Annotated in this window: 8 protein-coding genes; 2 read left to right on the top strand and 6 right to left on the bottom strand. The window is 69.8% G+C overall.

Annotated elements, in window-relative coordinates; translation table 11 throughout:
• Nucleotides 1-68: 68 nt before the first annotated feature.
• From OWM54_RS40285 to OWM54_RS40270, 4 genes are read right to left on the bottom strand one after another with little or no spacing between them, the layout of a single operon-like run.
• Nucleotides 69-323, bottom strand: coding sequence for a hypothetical protein (locus OWM54_RS40285; RefSeq protein ID WP_223783650.1), 255 nt, complete (start codon nucleotides 321-323; stop codon nucleotides 69-71).
• Nucleotides 320-15202, bottom strand: a complete 14883-nt coding sequence (locus OWM54_RS40280; RefSeq protein WP_267700768.1) for an RHS repeat-associated core domain-containing protein — start codon at nucleotides 15200-15202, stop codon at nucleotides 320-322. Before OWM54_RS40280 ends, OWM54_RS40285 begins: the two co-directional genes overlap by 4 nt.
• 5 nt (nucleotides 15203-15207) lie before the next feature.
• Nucleotides 15208-16149 carry a peptidylprolyl isomerase gene (locus tag OWM54_RS40275; RefSeq protein ID WP_267700767.1) on the bottom strand — a complete coding sequence of 314 codons (942 nt, stop codon included), beginning with the start codon at nucleotides 16147-16149 and terminating at the stop codon, nucleotides 15208-15210.
• A gap of 20 nt (nucleotides 16150-16169) precedes the next feature.
• Entirely contained in the window at nucleotides 16170-16943 is a 774-nt protein-coding gene (locus tag OWM54_RS40270; RefSeq protein WP_267700766.1) for a peptidylprolyl isomerase, read from the bottom strand.
• Nucleotides 16944-17238: 295 nt separating this feature from the next.
• On the opposite strand from OWM54_RS40270, the gene OWM54_RS40265 reads away from it, so the two are divergent.
• Both OWM54_RS40265 and OWM54_RS40260 read left to right on the top strand, forming a co-directional pair.
• The gene (locus OWM54_RS40265) at nucleotides 17239-18234 is read left to right on the top strand and encodes a peptidylprolyl isomerase (RefSeq protein WP_223783654.1); all 996 of its coding nucleotides are present in this window, start codon (nucleotides 17239-17241) and stop codon (nucleotides 18232-18234) included.
• Between the two features lie 108 nt (nucleotides 18235-18342).
• Complete coding sequence (locus OWM54_RS40260; protein WP_223747410.1) at nucleotides 18343-18606, top strand: acyl carrier protein; 264 nt, start codon at nucleotides 18343-18345, stop codon at nucleotides 18604-18606.
• 6 nt (nucleotides 18607-18612) lie between these two features.
• Here the strand turns inward: OWM54_RS40260 and OWM54_RS40255 are convergent, their stop codons facing one another.
• Together OWM54_RS40255 and OWM54_RS40250 are read right to left on the bottom strand one after the other, a co-directional pair.
• Nucleotides 18613-21450 carry a type I polyketide synthase gene (locus OWM54_RS40255; RefSeq protein WP_267700765.1) on the bottom strand — a complete coding sequence of 946 codons (2838 nt, stop codon included), beginning with the start codon at nucleotides 21448-21450 and terminating at the stop codon, nucleotides 18613-18615.
• Between the two features lie 21 nt (nucleotides 21451-21471).
• On the bottom strand, nucleotides 21472-26946 hold the full coding sequence (locus OWM54_RS40250; RefSeq protein ID WP_267700764.1) for a type I polyketide synthase: 5475 nt from the start codon (nucleotides 26944-26946) through the stop codon (nucleotides 21472-21474).
• Nucleotides 26947-26952: the final 6 nt, after the last annotated feature.

The following is a 26952-nucleotide window of genomic DNA, read 5'->3' as shown; positions in this document are numbered from 1 at the left end:
CATACGAATCACCTCATGAGTTCGTGACTCACGACCTCTCACCCGCCACGTTCCCCGAAGTCATCTCGTCACCCCAACTTCAAATACCCACGAACTCTCTCGACGGCCTCATCGAGAGACGCCATCTCATGATCCTCCCCCAACCCACTCGCCCCGGGAACGCCGAAGAGCCACTTCCCACCCTTCTCGTAGATGATGAACGGATCAATCACCTTCATGCCCTCGAGTCGTCGCCCACCCACGATCCGGCGTCCTCCCTCCTCGTTGAAATCAGCCCTCACCCCATACCCTCTCAGAACAGACACCACCTCATTCGGTTTCACTTCGGCCTCCTTCGCCACACCACCTTATTAAGCGAAAGATCCCATCGGTACTGAATAGTCGCCCGATCCCCCGTCGCGACAGTTCCTCTTCCAGGTCCAGGACGCACTGGCTTCGCGATGGCTTCAGGCCCCCATGGGTCCCGCAGCTTCACTTGAGTCGGCAGCACCTCATCAATAATCACCCAATGATGATTTCCGGAGTCGGTCTTGAGCATCGCAGCGAACGGACGCGGAATTCTGTCCAACAGCTCGAAAGAGACGCTACCGCCATCCCAGTGCGACTTCGGATCCAATTCATCCAGTAGCCCTGCCAAGGTCTCGGCACTGATGCCATCCGAATCCGGCTTCAGGAAAGCCTTTTTGCGAAGAACAGCTTCACTGACATCCACGCCAACATCCTTGAGGAGCTGGCGAGCACAAGCCGGTCCACAGGAGTTTATCCGCTCCTGCCCAAACATCCTGCTCGTAGGAACCTCATCCAAATATGGAATCCCGCCCTGTCCGCCTTTCGGCCTAATCGACCTCAGCCGAGCAAAACGTTTGGGGGAAAGCCGATTTGCGACAGTGGCGGGACCAGAGTCCATCACGGGTCCCGTGAGGCCTCCCCGATAGCTCCTGGCGCCGGTGCGAGCAAAACCACCAGTGCCGCCGGCCCGGACGACCTGAGCCACGCCATCGACCTCGGCAATCGTCCCTCCAACGGATGGCATGAACACATCCGCGTGAGACAGTAGCCCCACCGTTCCGAGCCCCGCCGTCACGGCATTGAACGCCACGCCTTCGGCCGTGACGTTGCCGGTCAGGCCATACTCCGAAACAGTTCCTGCCCCTGTCTCGACCAGCCACACGCCAGTGGCGGCCGTTGTCCCCGAGATGCTCCCAGCTTCAACCATTGCAAGAGCGATCGGCGGAGCCGCAAGAGAGATCCCCACGCCCACGGCGAGGAAAGCCCCCTGGACGCTCTTCTGGAGTTCCCGCTGCCGCTCCTCCTCCATCCGCTCATAGGGCCCGCGGAAATCGGTCAGATCACCTTGGTGGAAGGGTGAGGAGCCCCAACGTCCCGACAACGCCAGGCGCGCTTCGCACGCAGTGTGGCTCTCTCCGCTGTAACAAGAGGACCGACCATCCGGGTCCGTGAATCGGGTCGGATTGGCATTGCCATAACCCCAGGGCTGCATGCCCATGGGAGCATTCAGGTACGCCTCCGCGCCCACGGAGTCCTCGGACAGGAACCGTCCGGTCCTTCCGTCGTACCAGCGCTGCTGGGCATAGGTGAGCCCCGCCGCCGCGTCCCATGCATGCCCCGTGAAGCCGACACTGGACTGGTTCTCACCCGGGACATGGCCCGCCCGGTATCCACCCCAGGCATCGAACCGGGACTGCGTCGTCAGGTTTCCGGTCCCGTCAACGCGCCCCACCGCGCTGCCCAGTCCGTCGTGGACGATGCGCTCTCCCCCGGAGGAGAGCGTCAGCCCAGCGAGTACCTCCTGGTGGAGTCGCGCGCCCCCGACGAGCTGCTCCTCGACGAGTTGCTCCCCCGCCCACACGTAGCGCGTGGTGCCCGAGGCCGTCGTCCGCGCCCGCCGCAGGCCGTCGTAGCCGTACCGGTACTGGGTCTCCGTCGTCACGGACGGAGCCCCGCCCACGCCGGGCTTCTGGTCACGGACCTGGGCCAGCCGCCCCTCCGCATCCCAGTCGTAGTTCGTCACGTCCGTGTCCGAGCGCTTCTCGCGCCGCACACGTCCCGAGCCATCCGTGAAGTACGTCGCCACGCGCTGTCCGCTCGACAGCGCCTGGTCATCGATGGACTTCAGTCCACCCGCGCCGTCGAAGCCGTACACCAGGCGCCGCTGCGCCCCCGACGCCAGGTCGTACCCTTCCGTCGACAGCGAGCCGGAGTGGCTCGTGGCGAACCGCGCCCCCAGCCGCGTTCCATCCGCCGCGAGCCTGTACAGCTCCGCCGCGCCACCCGGGTAACGGACTCCCGTCAGCCGGTCCGCCAGGTCATAGCCATACTCCGTCGGCTCGTTGACCAGGGCGCCCAGCGCGTCCGGGCGTCGAGCGTCCTCGCGGATGCGATTGCCGCGAGCATCATAGGTGTACTCGAAGGCAAGCCGCGGCGCGCTGGGCGACTGGCTGCACTCCACATCCATCGCCACCGTCGTGGCCCGGACCGACGTCAGCCAACCACGGCCGTCGTAGCAGTTGCGCTCGACGAGTGAGCCGTCCGCGATACGCGAGAGCCGACTCCCACCCGGCTCCCACGCCACGGTGCGCTCGCTCTGCTGGACGCCATCGACGCGCATCCGCACGGCGTTGATGCGAGCCAGCGCGTCGTAGCTGAACTCCTCCTCGAGCCGAGCCCCATCCGCCGCGCGACCCGACGTGCTCCGGTGGAGCAGATCGCTCCCCGTCACATACGTGAAGTCGACCCGGTCATCCTTGTCCGTCGCGTGGTCCTTGCCGCGCTCGAGCCACTCGATGCGTCCGCGTCCGTCGTAGCTGAACCGGTTCAGCACGTTCCCGCTACCACGCGTCTCGTGCGCCTGCACCAGCGAGTCCAGCGCGTCGTAGGCAAAGCCCACACGGCTGATGTCCTGCTGGTCCTCCGACGAAGCCCCAGCGGTGATGGCCTTCCAGACCGGCCGTCCCCGACCATCCACCAGCGTCTCGGTGATGTCCCAATCACTGCCACCCGACGTTTCCGAGTTGCTCGGGCTCGTCGAGTGCACGACGCCGTTCACCCACGACGACACCCACTCGGAGGTCCCGCGCTTCCGCTTCGTGCTCCGCCCCAGGTAGTCGTACTCGAACGACTCCGAGGGCACCCCACCCGAGGGACGGTGGATGGCCGTCAATCGCCGCGCGGCGTCGTACTCGTAATTGAAGGCCGCGAGCCCCGGCGGCGTCACCCGGCGCACTTCTCCGAACGGGCCGTTCTTGTACTCCCATGCCTCCGCGGGCTTCGCCGGGTCCTTCCACACCTTCGCGAGGAAGCCACCCGCGTCGTAGGAGAGGTTCGTCTCCGTCGACTCGCCGCCCTTGCCGAACCACTCGCGCACCAGCAAGCCACGCGGCCCATAGAAGTACGCCCGCACGCGCTCGGCCGGGTCCGTCACGCTCTTGAGCCGACCGTCCTGCCGGTACGCCAGGTAAGTAGGCTCCGAGTCCGCGCCAGTGCCCAGGACGAGCTCGGTCAGCAAGCCCTGCTCGTACGTGTAGCGCTTCGACGGCTGCCCCGCGGGCTGCTCGCGGGCAATCAGGCCCACGGCGTCATACGCCCAGGTGTCCGTCAGCCCGCCCTGCGTCCGGGACTCCATCTGCCCCAGGCCATTCGTCTCCACCTCGAACTGCCGCGAAGGCAGCGTGACAGGCGGCGAGGCGCTCATCGTCCCCGTCTGGAGCACCGTCACGGTGCGCCCCATCCACGGCGACTTCGTCACGTACTCATACGAGTCCGAGCCCCGCTGCCAGTGCTCGCGCGCCTCCAGCGAGCGGCCCCGGTCATCGAACTTCTTGTGCTCGAACGTGAGCACCGTCGGAGAGCCCGCGCCGCCCGCCGTCTGCTCCGTCGTCACCTGCTTCTGCAGCCAGGGCCCCGCGTAGCTGTACGTCGTGGTCCGGGTGTTCCCGCTCGTGCTCGTCCCGCCACCGGCGACCTCGAGCTTGTCTTCGCGCACCTCCTTGAGGACCTGGTAGCGCGCGTTGAAGTAGCGATAGGTCTTGTACCCGAGCGGGTCCGTCTCCACCGTCGCCGAGTCCGGCACCGAGCCATCCGCGCCCGGCTTCCCACTCAACCCATAGTCATACGTCCACGTGGCGCCGACGGTGTTCTCCCCCGCGGCCACCAGCTCCTTGCGCGAGAGCTGTCCGAAGGCGTCGTACCGGTAGCGCCAGTCCACATCGGGATGCGGCCCCACCTGGCGCACGGTGCGCCCTTCCCCATCCACGAAGAGCTCCGTGACGGCGGCGGGGTTGGCCGCGTCCCCAGGCTCGTTCTTGCGGTAGAGGTTGCCCGCGGAGTCGTAGTGGTACGTCGTCGTCTCGGTACCCGACGCATCCGTCGGCACCACCTCGGTCAGCACCTGGCCCCGAGGGTTGTATGTGTAGCGCCACCGGGAGACCTGCCCCGAGAGCGTGCGGGACTGCTCCACCAGCCGTCCCGCCAGGTCGTAGTACTCCTCCTCCACCTCGGTGCGCGGCGTCCCTCCGCCTGGCAGACCGATGGTCCGCGTAATCGTCACCTTGCGGCGGTACTCGGAGGAATGCATCCCGTCCTCGTAGCGACGCGTCTCCACGAGCTGCAGCGGCGCTGAGCCCGTCGCCATCGTCCGCGTGTAGCGCGTCTGGCGACCGAGCACGTCGCGATACTCGAAGTGCTCGTCCGTCTCCATGACGTGGTCCTGCTGCCGCGTCACGCGCCCCAGGTCGTCATAGTCCGTGGTGACGTCGACGCTCGTCGCCGCGCCCCCCGCGAGGTTCGTCTTCGTCGAGCGCACCTGTCCCAGCGCGTCCGGAGCGATGTCCAGCACATGGCTGGAAGCGCTGTTGCCGAACGAGCGAGACACCACGTCGCCCTGGAAGTTTCGGCGCCACTCCTCGGTGCTGGCATCTCCGCTCAGTCCGTCCGCGCCCGTGTAGTCCCAGTACACGGGCCGACCCAGGAAGTCGTGACCGATGCGCGTCACCAGCCCGTTGTGGTCCGTGATTTTCCGCGCGCTCCCGTTCGTGTCGAACTCCGAAAAGCTCTTCTCCACGGCCGAGGAGGGACCGGAACTCGTTCCGGCGCTGACGATGCGCACCGCCAGCAGGCGACCCGAAGTGTCGTAGTCGTACGCACGCTCGACCCCCGCTGCATCCGTCGTGGAGACCCACCGGCCGTTGCGCAGGTGCCGCTTGCGCACCGCGATGGCCTCATGGCCGGGAGCTCCGTAAGGCGTGCGCTCCTCCTCGAAGAGCCCGCGCGTCGACTCCTCGCCCTCCGTCACCTCCCAGGTGTCCATCGTGCGAACGGGCGCGGAGCCATCCAGGTGCTCGGTCATCGTCACCCGACGGTTCGCGGGCGTGTACGTGTACGTCCATGCCCAGCCCTGCGTGGGGGACAACTGCACGCGGTGACGGGTGACACGGCCCAGGCTGTCGTAGCTCCACTCCTCCCAGGTTCCGGTCTCCACCTCCGTGAGCTTCGTGACGTAGCCGAAGTCGTCGTACGTCAGCTCGCGCGTCAGCGTCCCCAGCCCCAGCCCATCCGTGGCGTTCGGGTTCGTCACGACGATGCGCTGCGACAACCCCAAGGCATTGGGATTGCTGTACGTCGTCACCTGTCCCTGGGCGTCGGTCTCCGACTCGAGGACACCCGAGCCGTCCGTCTTGAACCGCCGCGTCCCGGTGTTGCGCGCCGTCGTCCCGTTGCTGTTGGTGACGGTGACACCCTCCACCTGCCCCTGAGGGGTGACGCGCGTGGTGAGGGACTGCGTCCCCGTCGTGGCGGGGGTGATGCGCTGGTCCGGGATGCCGAACTTCTGGTTGGCCGGGTTCGGGAACGTCTGGCGGACCACCTCCGCCTGGGTGCCGGGGGCGATGGGCCCCTGGTACTCGTTGCCCCCAGGCGCAGTCACCTTCAGCGACAGCAGTCGGTGCGACGCGTCGATGTCGTAGTCCAGCTTCGACTGGTTGGGCAGCGTCACCTCCTTCGGCGACACCTGTCCATCCGAGCGCCACACCGTCTTGTGTTCGTTGAACGAGCCCACGGTGACGCTCTCGGCGCTGCCGTAGCTCGTCAGGGTGTAGAGCACCTGCACGCCATCGGGCCGCGTCACCGTGCGGCTGCCGCCGCTCGCGTAGACGTACTGGTACGGCCGGGGCCCCTTGCCCGAGCTCGTCGCCGAGTCGATGACCTCCGCGGACTGCACGTGCTCGTAGGTGCGGGACGTCCCGCTGCTCGTGTAGTCGGCGACCCACTGGTCGTGGAACGTCGGCTCGCCCAGCACCGGCACCGGAACCGCCGTCACCTGGTAGCGCGCCGTGCGCAGCTCGTTGACCAGGCGCCACTTGTTGTACCCCGAGCCCGTCTCGGGCAGCGGCGCGTACTCGTAGACCCACGCCTGCTGCGGCAGGCCCGTGCGCCGCACCGCGCGCCTCAGGTTGCCCCACTTGTCGTGCTCGAACTCCACCCGATGGATGGCGTCGTCGTCGTCGGGCGCGTCCTCCGGGTCCGAGGGCAGGTGCTCGTTGCGATACAGCCCCACCGCCGACAGCAACTTCAGTCCCTGCGTCCGCGCCAGGAGCTGGAGCTTCTCCGAGGCCTCGTCCTCGTCGATTTCCTCGTACTCGAACGCCAGCGACACATGCCCGGGCGTCCGCGTCACGCGCAGCACCCGGTCCGAGTCCTGCGCGTACGTCAGCGCCGTCCAGCCCTGCTTCGGGCTGTCCTGCCCCAACCCATCCGAGTACTCGGAGAGCACCCACCGGCGCTGCTCCGCGATGCCCGTGTCCAGCACAGAGGGCCGCAGGAACCGGAACACCATGCCCTGAGGCGTCACGAACTCCGCGCCCGCGCGCGTCACCGTGAGGCTGCCACCGTGCGACTTGTCCGTCCGGCAGTCGCTCGCGGACTGGTCCTGGCGAAGCACCGTCTCGCACCGGGGGAAGTCATACGACTGGCCGCTCAGGACGACGATGTAGCGCCCGAGCTCCTCCTCCACGACGAAGCCCTCGTACGCATGGGACCAGCCCACGCCCAGCGGCGTCATCTCGTTGCGCTGGTTGTTGAAGGTGCGCGAGAAGCTCACGGACTCCGCCAGGTGCGGCACGGAGAAGTCCTCGTGCGTGACGCTCAGGTGCCCACCGGCGAGGTTGACGTTCTCCACCACCGACTGACCCGCCGCACGCGCGTTGACGAAGCTGTAGCGGCCCACCGGCTCGCCCAGCGCCATCTTCACCGGCGCGCTCGCGCCGAAGATGCCGGGCTCCGGCTCCAGCACCAGGAACAGCTCCCGCCCGCTCGACAGCATGTCGTGCATGCGGCCCAAATCGTTCGACAGCGGCAGCGCGAAGCGGCGGGCGCCATTCGCGCCGGGCTTCGTCAAGAGGATGAGCGGCTGCTTGACGCGCGCGTTGCCCTCGTCGAGGTAGCGCACCACATCGTACGTCCCGACGCCCGTGTCCGCGTTCCGGCTGTACTTGAGCTCCGCCGCCTTCAGCAGCGTGTTCGCGTTGCAGTCCGGCCCCTCGCACAGCCGGACGATGCCGTTCGTCATCGTCTCCGGTTCAATGGCGAAGTGGGCCATCGCCTTGACGGAGATGGGACGCGCGACCTCCGGTGACGCCAGGCTCGTCAGCGACGGGGACGAAGACGTCGCCCGCGCCAGGGAGCGCTCCAGCGTGTCCTCGCTGCCCGCCGTCACGAAGTCCGTGCGCGGGGAGATTCCGTGGAAGTTGAAGCGGTACAGCACATTGTCCGCGTTCCCGCTCAGGTACAGCTCGAAGTACAGGATGTCCGCCGCCGACAGCACCTCCGGCAGGAACTCGCCATCACACGTGCCGCGGATGCGGCCTCCCTCGATGACCACCGGGCACTCGATGCCGAAGTCATCCGTGCCCAGTCGCAGGCGGTACTCACCGCTCACCGTGCCCGCGCGGCCCGGCACGTCCGGCTCCTGGAGGCCGTCGATGAGGAACTGGTACGCCAGGTCATCCTCGCTGGCCGAGGGCCTCGGCACCCCCGTCAGCACCCGCCCCGCGTCCGGGCTGCCACCATCGGCGCCCGCCGAGTCCCCCGGCCGGGCACTCACCGTCACCTTGCCCAGCTCCAGCACGCGGAACTCGTGCTCGCGAGCGCGGTCATACCGCTCCAGCGCCGAGCCATCCGACTCACGGTGCCGGTAGACGTTCTTCAGCCCCACCGCCCACTTGGGCAGCTTGTCGGGGTTCGTCTCCGACTCCTCGTCGGGCTCCACCTCGCCGTCGCGGTTCTGGCACTCGCCGGGCTCGCAGAAGTTCGGCGGCGGCGAGTTCACCTCGTCCGGCTGCAGGAAGCCGTCGTCGTTCCGGTCCCGCTCGTACATCGGGTGACCGACGACGTGCAGGTAGTAGTTCGCGCGCGTCAGCGAGCTGAGCGACACCATCGCCCCGGACTCGTTCTGGTACGTCAGCGACGCCTGCACGGAGGCGGTGTGGCGACCCGGTCGCACCGGGAAGGCCACCACCACCGGCTGCTCCACCGCCGTCTGCGTCACCTGCACCAGCCGGCCCGCGAGCGGGGGTACCCCCGGCGGCACATCCACCACGCGCGGCGTCCCCGTGTCGCACCGCCCCTGCAGACGCTGGGGCGACGTGGGCGGCAGCTCCGAGCAGAACTGCTCCAGTTCCTCACCCGGCGCGCCACGGTCCCTCAGGATGTCGGGCTCGCAGATGCCGCCGTCGGGCAGGAAGCCCGCGTCCGTGCACTCGGAGCCCGAGGAGCCACCATCACCGCCACCGGACGCGCCGGCGTCCACCACGCCGCCATCGGTGGTCGGCTCGGGGAGCTGACGCACGCGCCAGTGCGTGGCCATCTGCAGGAAGTCATCGCGCGTCGTGGCCGCGCCGCCGTGCCGGATGAGCGTGGGGCGCATGGCGACCTGGACACCCTCGGGCGTCATGCGTCGGGCCACGCGGACATCGATTTCGGGCGGGAAGAGCTTCAGGTCCGCGGGGATGCCCAGCTCGGTCTGCGTGCACCGGGACAGCGTCATCGGCTCGCCCAGCTCCGTCACCTGGAGCGGTCCGCCGGCCTCGTCGTCGGCCTGGCATCCGCCGGTCTCCGTGCGGCTCACGCGGTTGATGGCCGGCACGATGACGGACGTCATGCCCGAGTAGCCCGTCGCGTGGTTCACCGCGAAGACCACCAGCCGGTCTCCCGGGTTCAGCCGCAGGGTGTTGGTGCGGTTGTCGCGGCAGTTGCCGTCGTAATAGCCCTGGTCCTCGGCGCTCAGCCCACCGGCATCCGCCCCGCCCAGCTGCCTGTCCAGCTCACGGCAGCGCTCACGCGCCATCTGCCGGATGCGAGCCGCCGGGCCGGTGCGCACGCGCGCGTAGTAGCCGTGCGGCGAATCCTCCGTCGGGCCCTGCGTGCAGGCCACGCCGTTGGGCGTGCCCGCGGCGAACGTCGCGATGGGGTGCTCCAGGTCATCCGCGCGGAAGAAGTGGACCTCCGTCGACTTCACATCCTTGAGCGCGATGTCCGTGTACTCGCCCTGCACGGGCGCCTTCTGGCTGTGGGCCTCCGGGTCGCAGTTGAGGGCCAGCGGCTCGCCGTGGCGGTCCACGAACGTCAGCGCGCCGTACAGCATGCGCACGTCCACCAGGATGTCCGCGCGCGTCGTCCTGCCGGGGTACAGCCAGTACGTCTGCGAGCAGACGGGGAACTGGTTGAGCGTGGGCGTGTAGTGCATCACCCCGTCCTCGCCCAGGCGCTCCACCATTCGCGGGCCGGTGGGAATCTCGGTGCAGGAGATGCCCATCTCTCCGCCCATCAAGCCCGGCACGGGGATGCCGTAGCCGCCCGACTCACCCGTCGTGCCCGCCGAGCCGCTGCCGGGCCCCGTGAGCGTCACGCGCAGGTTCTTGAAGCGCACCGGGCTGTGGACCGCCTCGTCCCCGGCCTCGGAGAAGGTGTCCTCCAGCGTGCGCAGCCGCAGCTTCGCGCTCGCCGGGCCGCCATCGGAGGGCTCCACCACCAGCTCCGCCTCGAACTTCATCAAGCGGTGCGTGGACTTCGACTGCGCGGACAGCGTCAGCGTCGTCTTGCCCACGGGGAGCGCGACGCGAGGCGCCAGCGCGGCCTCACCCTCGCCCTCCGACTGCCAGGCGCCGGCGGTGGGCTCGGGCAGGTTGCCCGAGGGCCCCTGCGCCACGAGCTTGACGAGCACCGTCTCCGGATTCTCCACGTCATACGGGTCCGAGGAGACGAACTGCGAGCGAAAGTCGAGCGCCAGCGTGTACGGCATCGCCACCGTCTGCTCGGACGCGGGCTGTCCCACGGCGGGCAGCGCGGGCGCACGCACCTCCAGCTCGAGCTGCCGCTCCAGCGGCGCGCGCACCGAGCCCAGCACCGCGCCGGGCACGGCCATCCCGAGCATCGTGTCGAAGGCGTTGTACCCCGCCAGGTCCAGCCCACCGAGCTGGGCATGCGCCTGGGTCACCATGAAGTTCGTCATGAACTTCTTCCAGAGCGGCTCGGATGGAGTGCTCCGCGGCCTCGAGCCCTGGAATCCCTCGCCCTGCTCCGTGCCCGCATCCGGCAGCGAGAGCCCCAGCGCCTGGGCGACGGCGACATGCTGCTCGTCGTTGAGCGGCACGTAGCCGATGAACTCCAGCGACGTGAGCCCCAGCGGCGCCAGCGGCTCCAGCGTCTTGCCGTTCGGCGACACCTGGGCGAAGCCCACGCGCTTGAGCACGTGGCGCTGCGGGTCATGTCCCAGCACCAGGGCCAGCCGTCCGACGGGGAGCTGGGCGCGGTTGGGGAACGTCACGGACACGGTCTTCTGCAGCCGCACGCCCGCGGGGCCTATCTGCCACAGCGCGCCGAGCGCCGCGCGTCCATCCATGGGCAGCGGCAGCGCATACGGCTGGAGCTCCGTGGCGGTGACGAGCCCACGCGTCATGCCGTCCTCGAAGAAGAGCCCATCCTCGGGCACGTCGATGTGCAGGTCGGGCTGACGGTCCGCGAAGCGCAGCGCCATGGGGTGCAGCGCGTCCACGACCTGCGCGGACGCCATGTCCACCGCGGTGAGTACCAGGGGCGCGTCCAGCGTGTCGGCCTCGTGGTTGACGAACAGGCGTCGACGCAGGCTCGGGTACGTGGCGCCCTCGGACGTCAGGCCGCCCTCGTACCGCATCACCACTTCCCCACCCCGGGGGCTGAACAGCGTCCAGTTGCCATCGGGCCCCGTCACGGTGGAGAGGCTCGTCCCCTCCATCGCGACCTTCACCCCGGGCAGCGGGCGGTAGTCCGCGTCGACGACGTAGCCGCGCACGCGCGTGAGCGGCCTGCGCACCGTGAAGTCGCTGGAGAAGTCGCCCCCCATGCCCGGCGGAGTCTCGGGCGCCAGGCCCTGCTTCACCTCGACCGTCAGGCGGGCCCCTTCGGGGAGAGGATCTCTCGCGATGAAGGAGACCGTCTGGGAGCCCGGCACCACCGAGTAGCCACCCGGCAGCGGCGTGGACTGCCCCTGGACACGGACGAGGAAGCGCTCCGACAGGCCCGTGCCCAGGATGGGCTTGTTGAAGGACACGCTGATGAGCGCGTCGGGTTCCACGCCCTGCTCACCGGCGCGGGGCGACACCCCCGTCACCACGAGCGGGGCCTTGCTCGCCTCCAGGTAGCGCACGGTGACGCTGGCCGAGCCCACCATGCCGCTGGCTTCGCCCTCGGGAACCTGGGTGTCCTCGGCGGTGACGTGGATGACGTTCTCCCCGTGGGACAGCGGCACCTCCGCCGAGTACACGTCCGTCGTCGACGTCACCGTGCTCGTGCCGATGCGCACCTCGCGCAGCGGCGCGGCGCTCTCGACGCGAGCGCGCACCGTCACCACCGCGTCCTCGGACTCCGAGCCCTGCGCGGGCTCGAGGATGGTGACGCGCGGCGCGCCCCCCCGGAGGGTCAGCTCCACGGACCGCTGGCTGCGATTGCCCACGACGTCGGACGCGGTGACGACCACCGGCGTCGGCGTGTTGGGGACCAGCTGCACGTACGCGCTGAACGCGCCCGCGATGACGCGCGCGGGGGTGCCATTGACCAGCACCTCCGTCAGGTGCCGGTCTCCGGCGGTGCCCTGCAGCAGGTAGGGCGAGCGTGAGAGGCGATTCCACGCCTCGGGAGGCGTGGGCTCGGTGAGCACCAGGTGCGGCGGCGTTCGGTCCACCGCCACGGCGCGCGTCTGGGTGTGGCTGCGCCCCCGGGCATCCGTCACCTTGAACTGGAGGTCGTGGTCTCCATCATCGAGCGTCAGCGCGCCCGTGAAGTCGCGCCCGTTCACCGCCACGCCAACGCCCTGCACGGTGACGCGCAGCGGTAGCGTTCCACCCTCGACATGACCGCTGACGACGAAGCGGGCGCCGCCGTACACGCCGCCCTCCACCGGCGCCTCGACCACCAGCATCGGGTCGGGCTCCACGCCGGGCCCCGCGTCCTGGGGCGAACCCTGGCCGCCACCATCCGGAGAGGCCGTGCCGCCATCACTCGACGCGCCACCGCCAGCATCCGGGCGAGCGCCCGCGTCCGGCGACCCACCGTCCGCCTCCGCGCGCGTGAGCGTGCGGACGACCTCCTCCGTGGCGCCATGGTTGTCGCGCGCGATGATGGAGATGGAGCGCGTCTGGCCCGGGGACAGCGACACGACGTGCGAGAAATCGCCCGAGGCCGAGACGGTCGCTGGCGCGCCATCCACCGTCACGGTGACGGTGCCCAGCGGCTCACCAGCCTTGGCGTTGCCCACCACCGTCACCGTGGCCGTGGTGACGACCATGTCCTCCGCGGGCGAGGTGACGACGAGCGTGGGCTTCGTGGCGCTCACGCGGACGGTGCGGGACACCGTCTCCACGTGCCCGTGGGCGTCCGTCGCGACGAGCGTCAGCGTGTTCACTCCGGCGGTCAGCGTCACGCGGTGGGAGAAGCTCCCATCCGACGCGAGCGTCACCGGGGCCCCGTTGAGGGTGAGCGTCACCGAGGACGCGTCCACGACGCGGCCGATGACGTCGGTGAACAGCTCCGCCACCTGGACGTTGTCCTCCGGCGCGGTGACGATGATTTCGGGCTTCTTCGAGTCGCGAATCAGCGAGACGGCGTGTCGGGTGACGTTGCCGGCCTGATCGGTCGCGACGACCTCGAAGAGGTTCGTCCCCTCCACCAGCGCCAGCGACGTCCGATAGCGCCCGTCGCCGCCAGGGGAGAGCTCCGTGGCCCCCAGCTCCACCGTCACGTTCGACCAGGTGTCCGTCACCTGGAGCACCAGCTCCAGGCTCTCCTGGGGGGTGCTGGTGCCATCCGCGGGGCTCACCCGCGTCACCACGGGGGCCGAGCGGTCCACCGTGAAGTGGACCGTCCGCGAGTCCTCGTTGCCCAGGTCGTCCGAGGCGGTGACGACCAGCGTGTGAGGGCCTTCCCCGGTCACGGGCGTCCCACGCTCGAAGGGTGCGTCATCGAGCGTCGCGGACGCCGTCACCGTGCCTTCATCGGTGACGGTGTAGTTCGGCGTCACCGTCTCCTTCGTGATGAGGCCCTCGGAGACACCCGTGATGGTGATGACCGGGGCCTGGGCGTCCACGCGGAATTCGCGCCGGACCTCCGTGCGGTTCTGCGCCCGGTCGAGCGCGACGGCGACGAAGACATGGGGCCCATGGGTGGTGATGGGGTCACCCGACGTGTACGGCGCTCCGTCCAGCGTCCCCGTCACCGAGAGGAAGTTCGCGTCGGTGGCGGAGAAGGTGATGGCCACCGGCGCGGCGTAGCGGCCCCCCTCCTCCACGCCCGTCACCGTCAGCGACGGGTCCGTCCGGTCGATGGTGAAGGTGTGCTCCTGCCGCGTGACGTTTCCGGCCTGGTCGGTGGCCTCCACGATGAGCGTGTGCAGCCGCTGCAGGGTGATGGGGTCACCACTCGCGATGGGATTCCCGTTGAGCGTGGCGGAGATCGACACGCTCGTGAGCGAGTCCGTGGCCTCGAACCTGGGAACCACCTCCTCGACATCCACCACGGGGCTGCTCGGCAGGCCCGTCACCGTGAGGACGGGGGGCACCGGGTCGAGGATGAAGTTCACCACCTCGCGGGAGAGGTTGAAGAGGTCGTCCTCGGCGGTGACCTCCAGCGTCAGGTTGCCCCAGATGGGTGTGGCATCCCCGCTGTTGAACGACTCGCCATTCAGCCGCGCGCGCACGTCGACGGGACCTCGCGAGTCATCCGTCGCGCTGTAGTGGATGACCACCGAGGACAGCTTGCTGATGAAGCCCTCGTGGACCCCGGTGATGGTGATGACGGGTCCCAGCGCATCCACGAAGAAGTTGCGCGTCACGATGGACGTGCGGCCGAAGCGGTCCTTCGCGGTGAGCTGGAAGGTGTGGGCCCCATGGGCAGAGATGGTGGTCCCCTGCTCGTAGGGTGCGCCGTCGAGCGTCGAGACGACGGTGTCCAGGGTCAGATCCGTGACGCTGAAGAGGATGACGGCGCTGGGATACCGGCCGCCGTTCGCCACGCCGCTGACGGCCACCACCGGCGCCGTCCAGTCGAGGATGAAGTGGAGCTCCCGGGTCGTCGCGTTGCCCGCGGCGTCCGTGGCGGTGACGATCAACGTGTAGGAGCCCACCGTCGAGACGGTGGTGCCGCTGGTGAAGGGCTGGCCGTTCAGGGTCGCCACCACCGTGGGCGGCGTCCCCGTATCGTCCGTGGCGCTGAAGGTGATGGTGAGCGGGACGTCGCGCTCCCATCCCGCGTCGACCCCCGAGACGGTGACGACGGGCGCCGTCGTGTCGAGGCGGAAGCTCCGCGTCACCGTGGTGGTGAGCCCCATGGTGTCCGTGGCGCGGACGACGAGCGTGTGCGCGCCCTGGCTGGAGACCGTCACGCCGCTGGTGGCGGGGTTGCCGTCCAGCCACGCCTCCACGCGCGTGGCGCTCTGGTCCGTGACGACCCACGACAGCGTGGGCGGCACCTTCACCGAGGCGTCCGGCGCCACCCCGCTCACGACGATGGTCGGAGGCGAGGCATCTCCGGCGACCGCCTGACGGACCTGCTCCACGCGAGGCGCATCACTCGCGGCGGAGGTCTCGGGACGAGACCGCTCCTGGCCACACCCCAGCCACAAGCCGAGGAGGGCCACCACCCACACGCCACGACCATTCATGGAATTTATTCCTTGCCCGTCTGACTCGTGGCGACGGACGCGGCGGCGTCCAGGCGCTCCGGGTGGGTCTTCACGGCAATGCGCTCACGAAGTTCCTTCATGAGCTGCGCCTGCGCGTCACGCCGCGCGTCCGACTCCAGCCGCCCCCGCGCTTCCTCGAAGGTCGGCACCACCGTCTTCATGTCCGCGACGGCCTCGAGCAGATGCAGGCCATACGCCGTGGAGAACGGCCGCGAACGCTCGCCCTTGGAGAGCTGCGCGGCCTCGGTGAAGAACACGTCGTCCACCTGGCCTTCGAGCACCGGCCCCAGGTCTCCGCCTCGCGCCGCGCTCACCGTCTCCTCGGAGGTCTCGCTCGCGATCTTCTCGAAGGGCTCACCGCCCGCGAGCCGCGCGAACAGCGCGTTCATCCGCGACTGCGCCCGGGCCCGCGTCTCGTCGTCCGCGCCCGGAGGCACGCGCACCAGGAGCTGCCGCACGTGGACCTCGCGGCGGCCGAGCTGCTCCCGCGTCGCCGCGTAGCGCTCCCGCAGCCGGGCCTCGGTGATGACCTCCGCCAGGTGCTTGTCGAGCAGCGCCTGGGCCAGCACCTCGCGCTCGGCGCTGCGCAGGCGAGCCTGGACGGCCGCGTCCTCATGCAGCCCCGAGCGACGGGCCTCCTCGGCGAGCAGCGAGCGCTCGACGAGCGCGTCCAGCGCCTCGCTCGACGTGGGGCGTTCGCGCGAGCTGCGCGAGGCGATGAGCGCGGAGACGTCCGCCTTGGAGATGTCGCGCTTGCCGACCTCGGCGACGAGGCTCTCGTCCTGGCAGGCGCCCAGGGTGAGCGCGAGCAGGACCCACGCGCAGCAACGCCATGCGCGCCGGAGCCCCGGGCGCAGCGCGGTTCGGTCTTCAGGGCACACGACGCCGTCGACGGCGCCCAAGCCGTCCGAGACAAAGAGATGCACAACCCCTCCCGCCTGCGCCCTCAGGGCGTCCCAGGCATGTCGATGCTCACCGAGCCCGTCTCACGCAGCCGGGCCAGCAATCCTTCCAGGACCTTTCGCTTCCACTGCGGCAGCGCCCGCCCCTCCACCTCCGCCCTCACCTCCTCGAACGCCGGCACCCTCGCCTCCCGGCGCTCCAGCAGCCGCACCACCGAGTACCCCTTCGCCTCCGCCACCACCGCGCTGGTGTCTCCCACCTTCTTCAAGCCGAACGCCGCGCTCTCCAGCTCCCGGTCCGGCAGGTCTCCCCGCGCCACCCAGCCCAGCTCCCCGCTGCGCCCATCCCCGTCCGCCACCACCTTCTCCAGCGCCTCGCCGGACCGCAGTCGCTGCGCCAGCCGCTCCGCCTTCTGCTTCGCCTGGGCGCGCTGCGTCGCCGTCGCCGCGGGCGGCACCACCACCTGCACCCGCGCGAGCCGCAGCCGCTCGGGCTGGGCCAGCTCGTCGCGGTGCTGCTGGTAGTACTCGCGCAGCGCCTGCTCGCCCGGCGTGCCCACCGCCTTCTCCTCCGCCGCGAGCAGCTCCTGGATGACCAGCCGCTCCTCCAGGGCCTGCACCTGCTTGTGGATCTCCGGCTTCTGATGGAGGCCACGGACCCGGGCCTCCTGGGCCAACAGGCGCTTGTCGATCATGGAGCGCACGAACTCGCGCTGACCGGCGGGGCGCTCGAACTGCTCGCGCAGGGGCGAGGGCAGCCGGGCCGACTCCTCGGCCAGCTCCGCCTGCGTCACCACGCCACCATCGAAGCGGCCCACGACGGGGCCCTCCCCCGCGTGGGAGGGACTCGCGACGGGGGCCGGCTTCGTGCAGGCCGCGCACAGCGCCCACGCGACCAGCAGGACCCGACGCGTCCGTATCGTCCTTGGAGGGACGCTTTCCTTCCGCCCGTTGGACCCAAAACGAGGAACGACGGGATTCGCACCTTGCGCCATGTTGGATATACGATTCAGCGCCACTTCTTGGTTGTCGCTTCACGCGTTGCTTGCGGCTTCCGCTCGAGAACGCGGAGCTCCCACACGCAAGGTGAAGGCCCCGAGGTTGATTCCACCCATGCACACGCGCTCCATCCGAACCCGAGTCCTCTCCGCCGCCCTCGCCGTCCTCGCGCTCTCCGCCTGCGAGGGGGGAAGCGCGGGCCCCTCGAAGCAGGCGCCCCAGGACTCGAGCCCCGTCGTCGCGGTCATCAATGACCGCAACCTGACCGCCAACGAGGTGAAGGCGAAGCTGGACGAGCAGCCCCTGTTCGTTCGCAACCGCTACGCCACGCTCGAGAAGAAGAAGGAGTTCGTCGACAACCTCGTGCGCTTCGAGCTGCTGGTGCAGGAGGCCCGACGTCAGGGGTTGGAGGACGACCCGGAGATCAAGGCGACGGTGGAGAAGGTGATGGTGCAGAAGCTGCTCCGGAAGCAGCAGGAGGCGGCGGCCGGAAAGCTCGACGAGCCCGAGCTGCGCAAGTACTTCGAGGAGCACCAGTCGGAGTTCGTCCGGCCCGAGCGCGTGCGGGTGAGCCACATCTTCCTGGAGGCCCCGCAGGCCGACGCGGCCAGGCGGGCCCAGGCGCGCACCGCGGCGACGAAGCTCCTGGCGGACCTGAAGGGCAAGGAGGCGGGCCCCACCAAGAGCGCCTTCGAGCTGGCCGCGTCCGAGCAGTCGCAGGACCCCGTCTCCAAGTCCTCGGGTGGAGACCTGGGCTTCCGCAGCCGGGAGGAGCTGACGCAGAGCTGGGGCGCCACGCTGGCGGAGGCGGCCTTCGGGTTGAAGACGCCGGCGGACATCGGCCAGGTGGTGGAGACGGAGAAGGGCTTCCACCTGGTGAAGCTGCAGAGCCGTCAGGTGGGAATGGACCTGTCCTTCGAGCAGGCCCGGCCGCGCATCGAGGCGCGCCTGTTGGGTGAGCGCCGCTCCAAGGCGATGGAGGGCTTCATCGACGGCCTGAAGTCGAAGGCGAAGATCGAAGTGAAGGACGCGGCCTTGGAGCAGGTGAAGATCGAAGGCGCGGACAACAAGGCCGCCGAGCCCGCGACGGCTCCGACGGCCCAGCCGTAGCGCTGCGGCCCTCGCGTCATGCAGTGCACGAGGGAACCCATGACGTGCTGGTGGGTCCACGGCACATGCTCTACCGTCGACCCTGCCTGCCCATGGGGGGTCGACGCCGTGAATCAGACTCAGCTTCTCGCCAGTTTGACCCGGTACATCGCCGAAGAGATTCTCGAAGGTGAGGCGGAGGAGCTCCTGCCCTCCACTCCCCTGCTCGAGCTCGGCATCCTGAACTCGCTGGAGACAGCGCGGATGATGAGCTTCATCGAGAAGCAATACGGCATCACCATCCCCGCGGACGCGATGCGCGTGGAGAACCTCGCCACCCTGTCCGCAATCACAGCCATGGTCCAGGCCTGCGCGCAGGCGTCCCAGCGATAGCGCCCCTCAGCCTCTTCGCTGCTGGCCCTCCAACAGCGCCTGGACCTGCTCGTCCGTGAGCTGTTCGAGCAGGTCGAGCTGTCCCGCCAACGCCTCCAGGTCCCCTCCTGGCAAGGCGGTGGGCACCTCGGGCGTCGCGGGGCGATCGAACCAGTACCGACTGCGCTGGAAGCAGCTCGTCGGGAGCACCACCTTGTCGTGGGCCCTGTCCCGATAGACCTCCGACCACGCGACCTCGGCCCCCGCGGCCACCAGGCCCGCGAGGCTCTCGACGAGCACGGTCCTGTCATCGTCCGGTGCACGCAGGCTGGGGAACCAGGGGTGCGCTGGCACGGGACGGACACGCAGCCCCAGGGCCATCCAGCCCGCGCCGGGGCCCACGTCCAGAGAGCCGCTCACCCCGTGCCCCCTCAACGCGTCCATCGCGGTGAGCCATTGCCCAGGGGCCCCCGAGCGCTCTCGCCAGCACTCCGCGCTCGGCGCCTCCATCACCTTTCCCGTGAGCGCGGACAGCCAGGGGACGCGGGGTCGTTCGTGCACCTTCGAGCGCGCCGCCGCGGCCACCGCCTCACGCGCGGCGCCCCAGGCCGTCAGGGTGAGGGCGTGTGACGTGTCGCGCGACTCGGCATGAATCCCCTGCTCGAGCAGCTCCGCTCGCACCGCTTCGATGGCCGCGCGAGTGCCTGAGAGGATGCCGCGCCCCTCGCCATCGAGCCCCAACAGGCACACGTCCGGAAACCTCGGGAGGACATCCGAGAGCTGCTCGGGCTGCTCGACCCTCAGCTCGGCGCCGGGGGCCGCGCGCTCGAGCTGCTCACCCAGCGTCGCCACGAGCGCCATTCCATCCGCCCAGGTGAGCACACCCGCGGCACAGGCCGCCGCGTACTCTCCTACGCCGACGCCCAACACCGCCGACGGCGCGATGCCCCACGCCCTCCACAGCTGAACCAGTCCACACTGCACCGCGAACATCCCCGGAAGCGTGAGGCCTGGTCCCAGCGGGCCCGAGTCCGCCCCTCGCACGGAGAAGAGCCCCGGGACGAGAGGCCGGCCCAGCGCGCCCTCGCAGTGGAGGATGGCTTCCCTGAAGACAGGCTCGGACTCGAAGAGTCTTCGTCCCCATCCCTGCCATTCCCACGCCCAGCCCGCGAACAAGAACGCCAGACGGGGCCGCTGTCGCCCGGAGCCGGTCCACACACCTGGCACCTGGTCGCCTTGCATGAAGCCCGTGAGCTTCTGGCGGGCCTCGCTGTCGCTCGACGCCACGAGAGCGACCCGATGCGCGAACGCGACCCGGCCCGTGTTGGCCGTGAAGCAGACGTCCCCGAACGAGGGCCGGTGCGCCGTCTCCGCCGAGAAGTGCTCCACGTAGCGCCGCGCCAGGGACTGGAGCGCTGGCGCGGAGCGGGCCGACAGCAGCAGCAGCTGGGGTGACGGTGCGACCTCCATCGGGGCGGACTCGACGAGGGGCGCCTCTTCGACGAGCACGTGCGCGTTCGTCCCGTTGAAGCCGAACGCCGTCACTCCGGCGATTCGCCGCTTCGCCCCTCGCGCCCAGCACATGCGCTCGCGCGGCACGACGACGGGCAGCGCATCCCAGCGGATGTTGGGGTTGGGCGTCTCCAGGTTCAGGTGCGCGGGGATCTCCTCGTGTTGGAGCGCGAGCACGACCTTGATGATGCCCGCCACCCCCGCCGCGCCCTCGGTATGGCCGATGTTGGTCTTCACGGAGCCGACGACCACCGGCGCCTCTCGCGATTGCGCGGGTCCGAAGACGCGGCCCAGCGCCTCCATCTCGATGGGGTCCCCGATGGCCGTTCCCGTGCCATGGGCTTCCAGGTAGCCCACCTGCTCGGGCTCCACCCCTCCGGACTTCAGGGCCGCGCGCATCACCTTCGCCAGCGCGTTGCCATTGGGGACCGTCAGGCCGCTCGACTGACCGCTGTGGTTGGTCGCGGAGCCTCTCAGCAACGCCAGGATGGGGTCCCTGTCCGCGACCGCGTCCGACAGTCGCTTGAGCGCGAGCATCCCGCAGCCCTCGCCTCGCACGAAGCCATCCGCCGAGGCGTCGAACGTGCTGCACCGCCCCTTCGCGGAGAGCATGCGCATCGCGCAGTTCACCACGGACGTCAGCGGCGACAGGATGAGGCTGATGCCACCGGCCAGGGCCAGGTCACACTCGCGCGTCCGCAGGCTCTGACATGCCAGGTGCACGGTGACCAGCGACGAAGAGCAGGCCGCGTCGACGGCCATCGTCGGCCCCTGCAGTCCCAGGCTGTAGGCCAGCCTCCCCGCCGCGACACTCAACCCCGAGCCCGAGGCGGTGTGCAGGTCGATCTGCGTCGCATCCGTCATCAGGTGCGAGAAGTCCTCGTTCATCATGCCGACGAAGACGCCCGTGGAGCTGCCCTTGAGGTCCGCCGCCGACAGGCCCGCGCGCTCCAGCGCCTCCCAGGTCACTTCCAGGAGCAATCGCTGGTGAGGGTCCATCCGGGATGCTTCTCGCGGAGAGATGCCGAAGAACTGCGGGTCGAAGTCCTCGACTCCCCGGATGAAAGCGCCGTGCCGCGTGTACATCTTCCCTGGCGTCCCCGGCGTCGGGTCGTAGTACGCGTCGACATCCCAGCGCGAAGAAGGAATGGGAGCGATGGCCTCCCGCCCCTCCTTCAACAACTCCCAGAAGGACTCCGGCGTGTCCGCGCCGCCAGGGAACCGCAGCCCCATCCCGATGATGGCGATGGGCTCGCTCAACGCCAGCGACAGCTTCGACTCGACCTTGCGCGCCAACAACGCCAGCTTGAGTGGCGGCAGGTCACTGAGGCGGGGGGTGGAATCCGTCGTCATGGTGTCCTCGAAGGGCTCGGGTCAGCGGCGACGGCGCAGCAGTTCCTGGACGTCGCCATCGGCCAGGTCATCCACGTCGGACAGGAGCGCTTCCAGGTCCGCGTCCTCGACCCGCTCCCTCGCGGGTGCCGCCTGCTCCGGCAGGCCCAGCACCTCCCTGGCCAGATGGTCCACGAGCGCGTTCACCGTGGGGTTGTCGAAGGCGACCGTCGCGGGCAGCGAGACGCCCAGGCTTCGCTGGAGGACGTTGCGCAGCTCCACGGACATCAGCGAGTCCATGCCCAGGTCGAAGAAGCCCTGGCCCGGGTCCAGCGCCTCCGTCAGAGGTCGCCCCAACACACCGTTCACCAGGCCGCCCACGTGCACGCGCAGCTCGGCCCGGCGCTCGGCGGGCGGCAGGCGCTCCAGCTTCGCCCGGAGGTCTTCGCTCGCGGCCGGCCCCGGCTGCGCGACGAAGTCCTCGTACAGCGCGGCGCGCCCCCGGCGCCCGAGCACGGCCCAGTCCACCGGCAGGATGCCGAGCTGACCTCCCAACCCCAGCGCCTGCTCGAAGACGCGCAGCCCGTCCGCGGGAGGAATCACGCCGAAGCCCAGCTGCTCCATGCGCCGCTGGAGTGACTCCTCCGCGGCGGCGCCGACTTCGGACCAGGCGCCCCAGTCGAGGCTCAGGCCGGGCAACCCCTCGGCACGACGCAGGTGCGCCAGTGAATCCAGGAATGCATTCGCGGCCACGTAGCTCGACTGACCGGCGGAGCCAATCATCGACGCCGCCGAGGAGAAGAGGACGAAGAAGTCGAGCGCCGCCCCCTGGAACACACGGTGCAGATTCCATCCGCCGGAGACCTTCGCGGCGAACACGTTGGCGAACCGCTCGGGCGTCATCTGCATCAACAGCCCGTCGTCGATGACACCCGCCGCATGCACCACGCCACGGATGGGCGGCTGACATCCCTCGAGGGCACGCTCGAGCTCGGAAGCCACGGACACGTCGCACGAGAGCGTCCGCACCTCCACGCCCCGCTCCGCCAGTGCCGCCAGTCGCCTGCGTGCAGCATCCCCCGGAGACTTGCGTCCCAGCAGGATGAGATGTCGCGCCCCACGTTCCACCAGTCGCTCCGCCACGGCGAGCCCCAGCCCGCCGAGCCCCCCCGTGACGAGGTAGCTCGCATCCGGACGCAGCGAGGCTTCGGTCTCGCCGCTCGACAGCCGCAGTCGACGGCTGCGCACCAGTCGTGGCACGCGGCGGCTCCGACCTCGAAGGGCCACCTCCTCCTCGCTCCCGCCGAGCAGCTCGTCCCGCAGTTGCTCCACCTCGTGCTCGGGAGCACTCGGGTCCAGGTCCACGCGGCGGCATTGAAGCTCCGGATGCTCGCGAGCAATCGCCTTGCCGAGTCCCCACAGGACCGCGCCCGCGGGTCCGGAGAGCGGCCCTCCTTCGACAGCGGCCTGCGCCCCTCGTGTCACGAGCCAGAGCGACGTGGACCCCATCGGGGCCCGGACGAGGGCCTGCACCAGCTCCAGCACCCGCGTGCCGTGCTCCAAGGCCGCACCGGGCACATCGGTCCCCGCGCCATCCAAACTCCAGAGGTCGATGACGTGCACCGGTGCCGGGCCTTCACGCATCGCGAGGAGCGCCTCGGCGCGCTCGCGGTCGAAGGCACGCTCTCGCGCCACCGTCTCCACGCGCCAGCCTCGTGCCCGGAGCCCCTCCGCGAGGCGGCTCCCCACCCCTGTCCCGTCATCGAGGATGAGGCCGAAGCCGACAGACCGGGACGCCGCCACTGACGGAGCGTCCCGCCACTCCAGCTCATAGAGCCAGTTCTGCAAGCGCTTGCTCCTTGCTCCCAGGAATCCGTCGCGACCGACACGCTGCAGTCGCAGCCGCTCCACCACGGCCACGAGCTCCCCCTCCGCGGTGAACAACTCCAGGTCACACGTGTAGCCGGACCCCTTCGCCTCCTCGTCACGCGACATCCGCGCGTGCGCCCAGACCTCACGTGCCCCCGCTCTCCACACCTGGACCGTTCCGACGCCGACCGGCAGATAGGCGGCATCGCCCTCCTCCTCCAGGACGGCCCCCACCATCTGGAAGCAGGCATCCAGGAGCGCGGGCACAAGGACATAGCGCTCCGCATCCACCACGGCCCCACCGGCCAGGGCGAGCTGCCCCAACACCTCGCTCCCACCACTCCACAGCCCGCGAATGGCTCGGAAGCTGGGGCCATAGGCGAGACCCGCCTTGCCCAGCTTGTCGTAGTAGCCATCCACGGCCACTTCGGCGCCGAGCGCGGTCCGCAGCGCGTGAAGGTCGACACGTCCACCCGACTCTCGCGTCGCCGCGCGGAGCCTGCCGTGGGCATGGAGGGTCCATGACGGCTCGGGCTCACCTGCCGTCGACTCCTGGCTGAAGATCTCGAACCGCCCCGCGCGGTCTCCCTCCGGCGTGTAGAGCAACTGCACGCGCCGCTCCCCTTCCTCAGGGAGGAAGAGGGCCTGCGAGAAGCCGAGCTCGTCGACAACGCCTCCGTCCGCTCCGAACAGCGCCAGGCCCGCGGCGAGCCCCATCTCCACGTACGCCGCTCCCGGCACGACGAGCTGTCCGTATACGGCGTGGTCCCGAAGGAACGCGGGCGAGGAGGCCCCCAGCGAGGACTCGAACTGTCGTGTCCGGGCCGGCGAGTCCTGTCGGCTCCCCAGCAGCGGGTGGACGCCCGCGGTGCTCCGGGCTCGCACGCCCTGACGATCCCACCCCGTGCCGGCCAGCTCCATCCAGTGCCTCTTGCGTTGAAAGGGGTACCCCGGCAGCGAGACCTTGCGTCGCTCCCGGCCTGCATCCAGCCCGAGCCAATCCACCGTCGCGCCCGCCGAATAGAGCGAGGCGAGCCCCTCCAGCATCTGCCGCCAATCCGAGCGCTCCGGCCGGAGGCTCGACAACCAGAGCGTTCCCTCCCCGGAGACACACGCCTGCCCCATCGCGGTCAGGGTCGGCCTGGGCCCCACCTCCACGAAGGCCTGGACCCCCGCCCGGCTCAGCGTCTCCACGCTCCGCGCGAACCGCACGGGCCCCCGGAGCTGCTCCACCCAATACCGGGGCTCCAGCAGCTCACCACGGGCCTCCTCACCGCTCACGTTGGAGATGAGTGGGATGGCCGGAGGCTGGAGGCGGACCTTGGCCACCTCGCGCGAGAACGCGTCGAGGATGGGGTCCATCAGCGCCGAATGGAAGGCGTGGGACACACGCAGGAGCGAGCCGCGCTTGCCCTGCTTGTCCAGCTCGCCGAGACAGTCGCGCACCGCGCCCTCGCGACCCGAGATGACGACGCTGCGCGGACCGTTGAGCGCCGCGATGGAGACCTGTCCCTCATACCGGGGCAGCAGCGCCTCCACCATCGACGGGTCCGCGGACACGGTGGCCATCGCGCCCCCCGAGGGGAGCGACTGCATCAACCGGGCGCGCGCCACGATGAGCTGGAGACCCTCCTCCAACGTGAAGACACCGGCCACGCACGCGGCCACCAGCTCGCCCACGGAGTGCCCCATCACGAAGTCAGGGACGATGCCCCACGACATCCACACCCGCGCCAGTGCGTACTCGAGCGCGAACAGCACCGGCTGCGTGAAGCCCGTCGCGTCCAGTCGCGCGCGGGCGGCCTCGTCGCGCTCGGACGGGTACAGCAGCCCGGGGAGCGACTGTCCCAGCAGCGGAGCCAGCACCTCGTCACAGCGCTGCAGCGTCTGACGGAAGATCGGCTCCGTCCGGAAGAGCTCCTCGCCCATCCCGAGCCACTGCGAGCCCTGTCCCGTGAACAGGAACGCGGTGCGAGGAGCACCTTGGACGCGCTGCACGTCACGTCTCGCGCGGAGCTGCTCACGCAGGCTCTCGTGCGAGTCCCCGAGCACGGCGAGACGGTACTGGAAATGGGTGCGCCCCGTGTTCGCGGTGAAGCACACATCCTCCACGGGCGTTGCGGCCAGCTCCGCGCTCCCGAGCGCCTCGTCGTAGCGCTGCGCGAGCGCCCCCAGCGCCTCCGGACTCCTCGCCGACAACGCCAGGACGTGGACGGGCCTCGGGAACTCCTCCGGGCCCCTGGGGGCCTCGGGCGGGGCCTCCGCGACGAGGACATGGGCGTTGACCCCACTGAGGCCGAACCCGCTGATGCCCGCGACCCGGGGCCCCGCGGGCCACGGTGTCATCTCCGTGGGCACCCGGAGCCGCAGCTGCTCCCAGTCGATGGCCGGGTTGGGATTGCGCAGGTGCAGGTGCGGAGGAATGGCGCCATGGCGCAGCGAGAGCGCGACCTTGATGAGTCCCGCGGCGCCAGCGGCTGACTCCAGGTGGCCCAGGTTCGTCTTCACCGAGCCGACCAGGAGCGGCGCCCCTGTACCTCGCCCCTCCCCGAGCACCGCGTCCAGGGCCCGCAGCTCGATGGGGTCTCCCAGCGGCGTCCCCGTCCCATGCGCCTCCACGTAGCGCACGTCGGACGGCGAGAGGCTCGCGGACCTCAGCGCCCTGCGCAGCAGCTTCTCCTGCGCGGGCCCATGAGGCACCGTCAGCCCACCGCTGGGCCCGTCGTGGTTCACCGCCGAGCCCCGGACGACGGCGTGGATGCGGTCCTTGTCCCGCAGCGCATCCGAGAGCCGCTTGAGCACCAGGACGCCGCAGCCCTCACCTCGCCCGTACCCGTTGGCGGACGCATCGAAGGTCTTCGAGCGCCCATCCGGCGCCAGCGCCCGCATCTTCGACAGGACGATGTTGTTGTCCGGATGGAGGATGAGGTTCACGCCCCCCGCGAGTGCCAGCGAGCACTCCGCCTGACGCAGCGCCTGGCACGCGAGGTGGACCGAGACGAGCGCCGACGAGCACGCCGTCGCGACGACCATGGACGGGCCCTGCAATCCCAGCACATACGAGACGCGTCCCGCCGAGAAGCTCAGCTCGTTCCCCGTCCCCATGTAGGGCAGGTCCCTCGTCGGCAGCGCATTGAACGGGACGCGCCCGTAGTCGCTGCTGAGGAAGCCGACGTACACGCCCGTGTCGCTCCCCGCCAGCGAGCCCGGGGCAATGCCCGCGTCCTCCAGCGACTCCCACGCGACCTCCAGCATCAAGCGCTGCTGGGGGTCGACGTAGCTCGCCTCGCGTGGCGACAGCCCGAAGAACTCGCAGTCGAACGCGGCGATGGGCTGCGAGAGGAAGCCCCCTTCGCGCACGACCATCTTCCACGCGGCATCGGGGTCCTCGGCGAAATAGGCCTGCGCGTCCCAGCGGTCCGCGGGCACCGGCCCCACCGCGTCGACTCCCGCGCGCAGGAGCTCCCAGTACCGCTCCGGCGTGTCCGCGCCCCCAGGGAAGCGGCACCCCATGCCGATGATGGCGATGGGCTCCGAGCGCGCGTGCTCCAACCCCTCCACCTTCGCGCGGAGGGTCTTGATGGCCAGGGCCGCCCGCTGCAGGGGCGTCAGCTCCTCCGTGGGGGAGGACGTCGAGTCGTCGGGCATCGCGTG

This window comes from Myxococcus sp. MISCRS1 (assembly GCF_026626605.1).
GTDB classification, from domain to species: Bacteria; Myxococcota; Myxococcia; order Myxococcales; family Myxococcaceae; genus Myxococcus; species Myxococcus fulvus.
Note: the sequence above shows the minus strand (reverse complement) of the source record. Positions and strands in the feature narration are given on the sequence as shown.

Coding starts and splice junctions, on each gene's coding strand:
- OWM54_RS40265 (WP_223783654.1), top strand. CDS start 17,239: ATGCACACGCGCTCCATCCGAACCCGAGTCCTCTCCGCCGCCCTCGCC.
- OWM54_RS40250 (WP_267700764.1), bottom strand. CDS start 26,946: ATGCCCGACGACTCGACGTCCTCCCCCACGGAGGAGCTGACGCCCCTG.
- OWM54_RS40280 (WP_267700768.1), bottom strand. CDS start 15,202: ATGAATGGTCGTGGCGTGTGGGTGGTGGCCCTCCTCGGCTTGTGGCTG.
- OWM54_RS40255 (WP_267700765.1), bottom strand. CDS start 21,450: ATGACGACGGATTCCACCCCCCGCCTCAGTGACCTGCCGCCACTCAAG.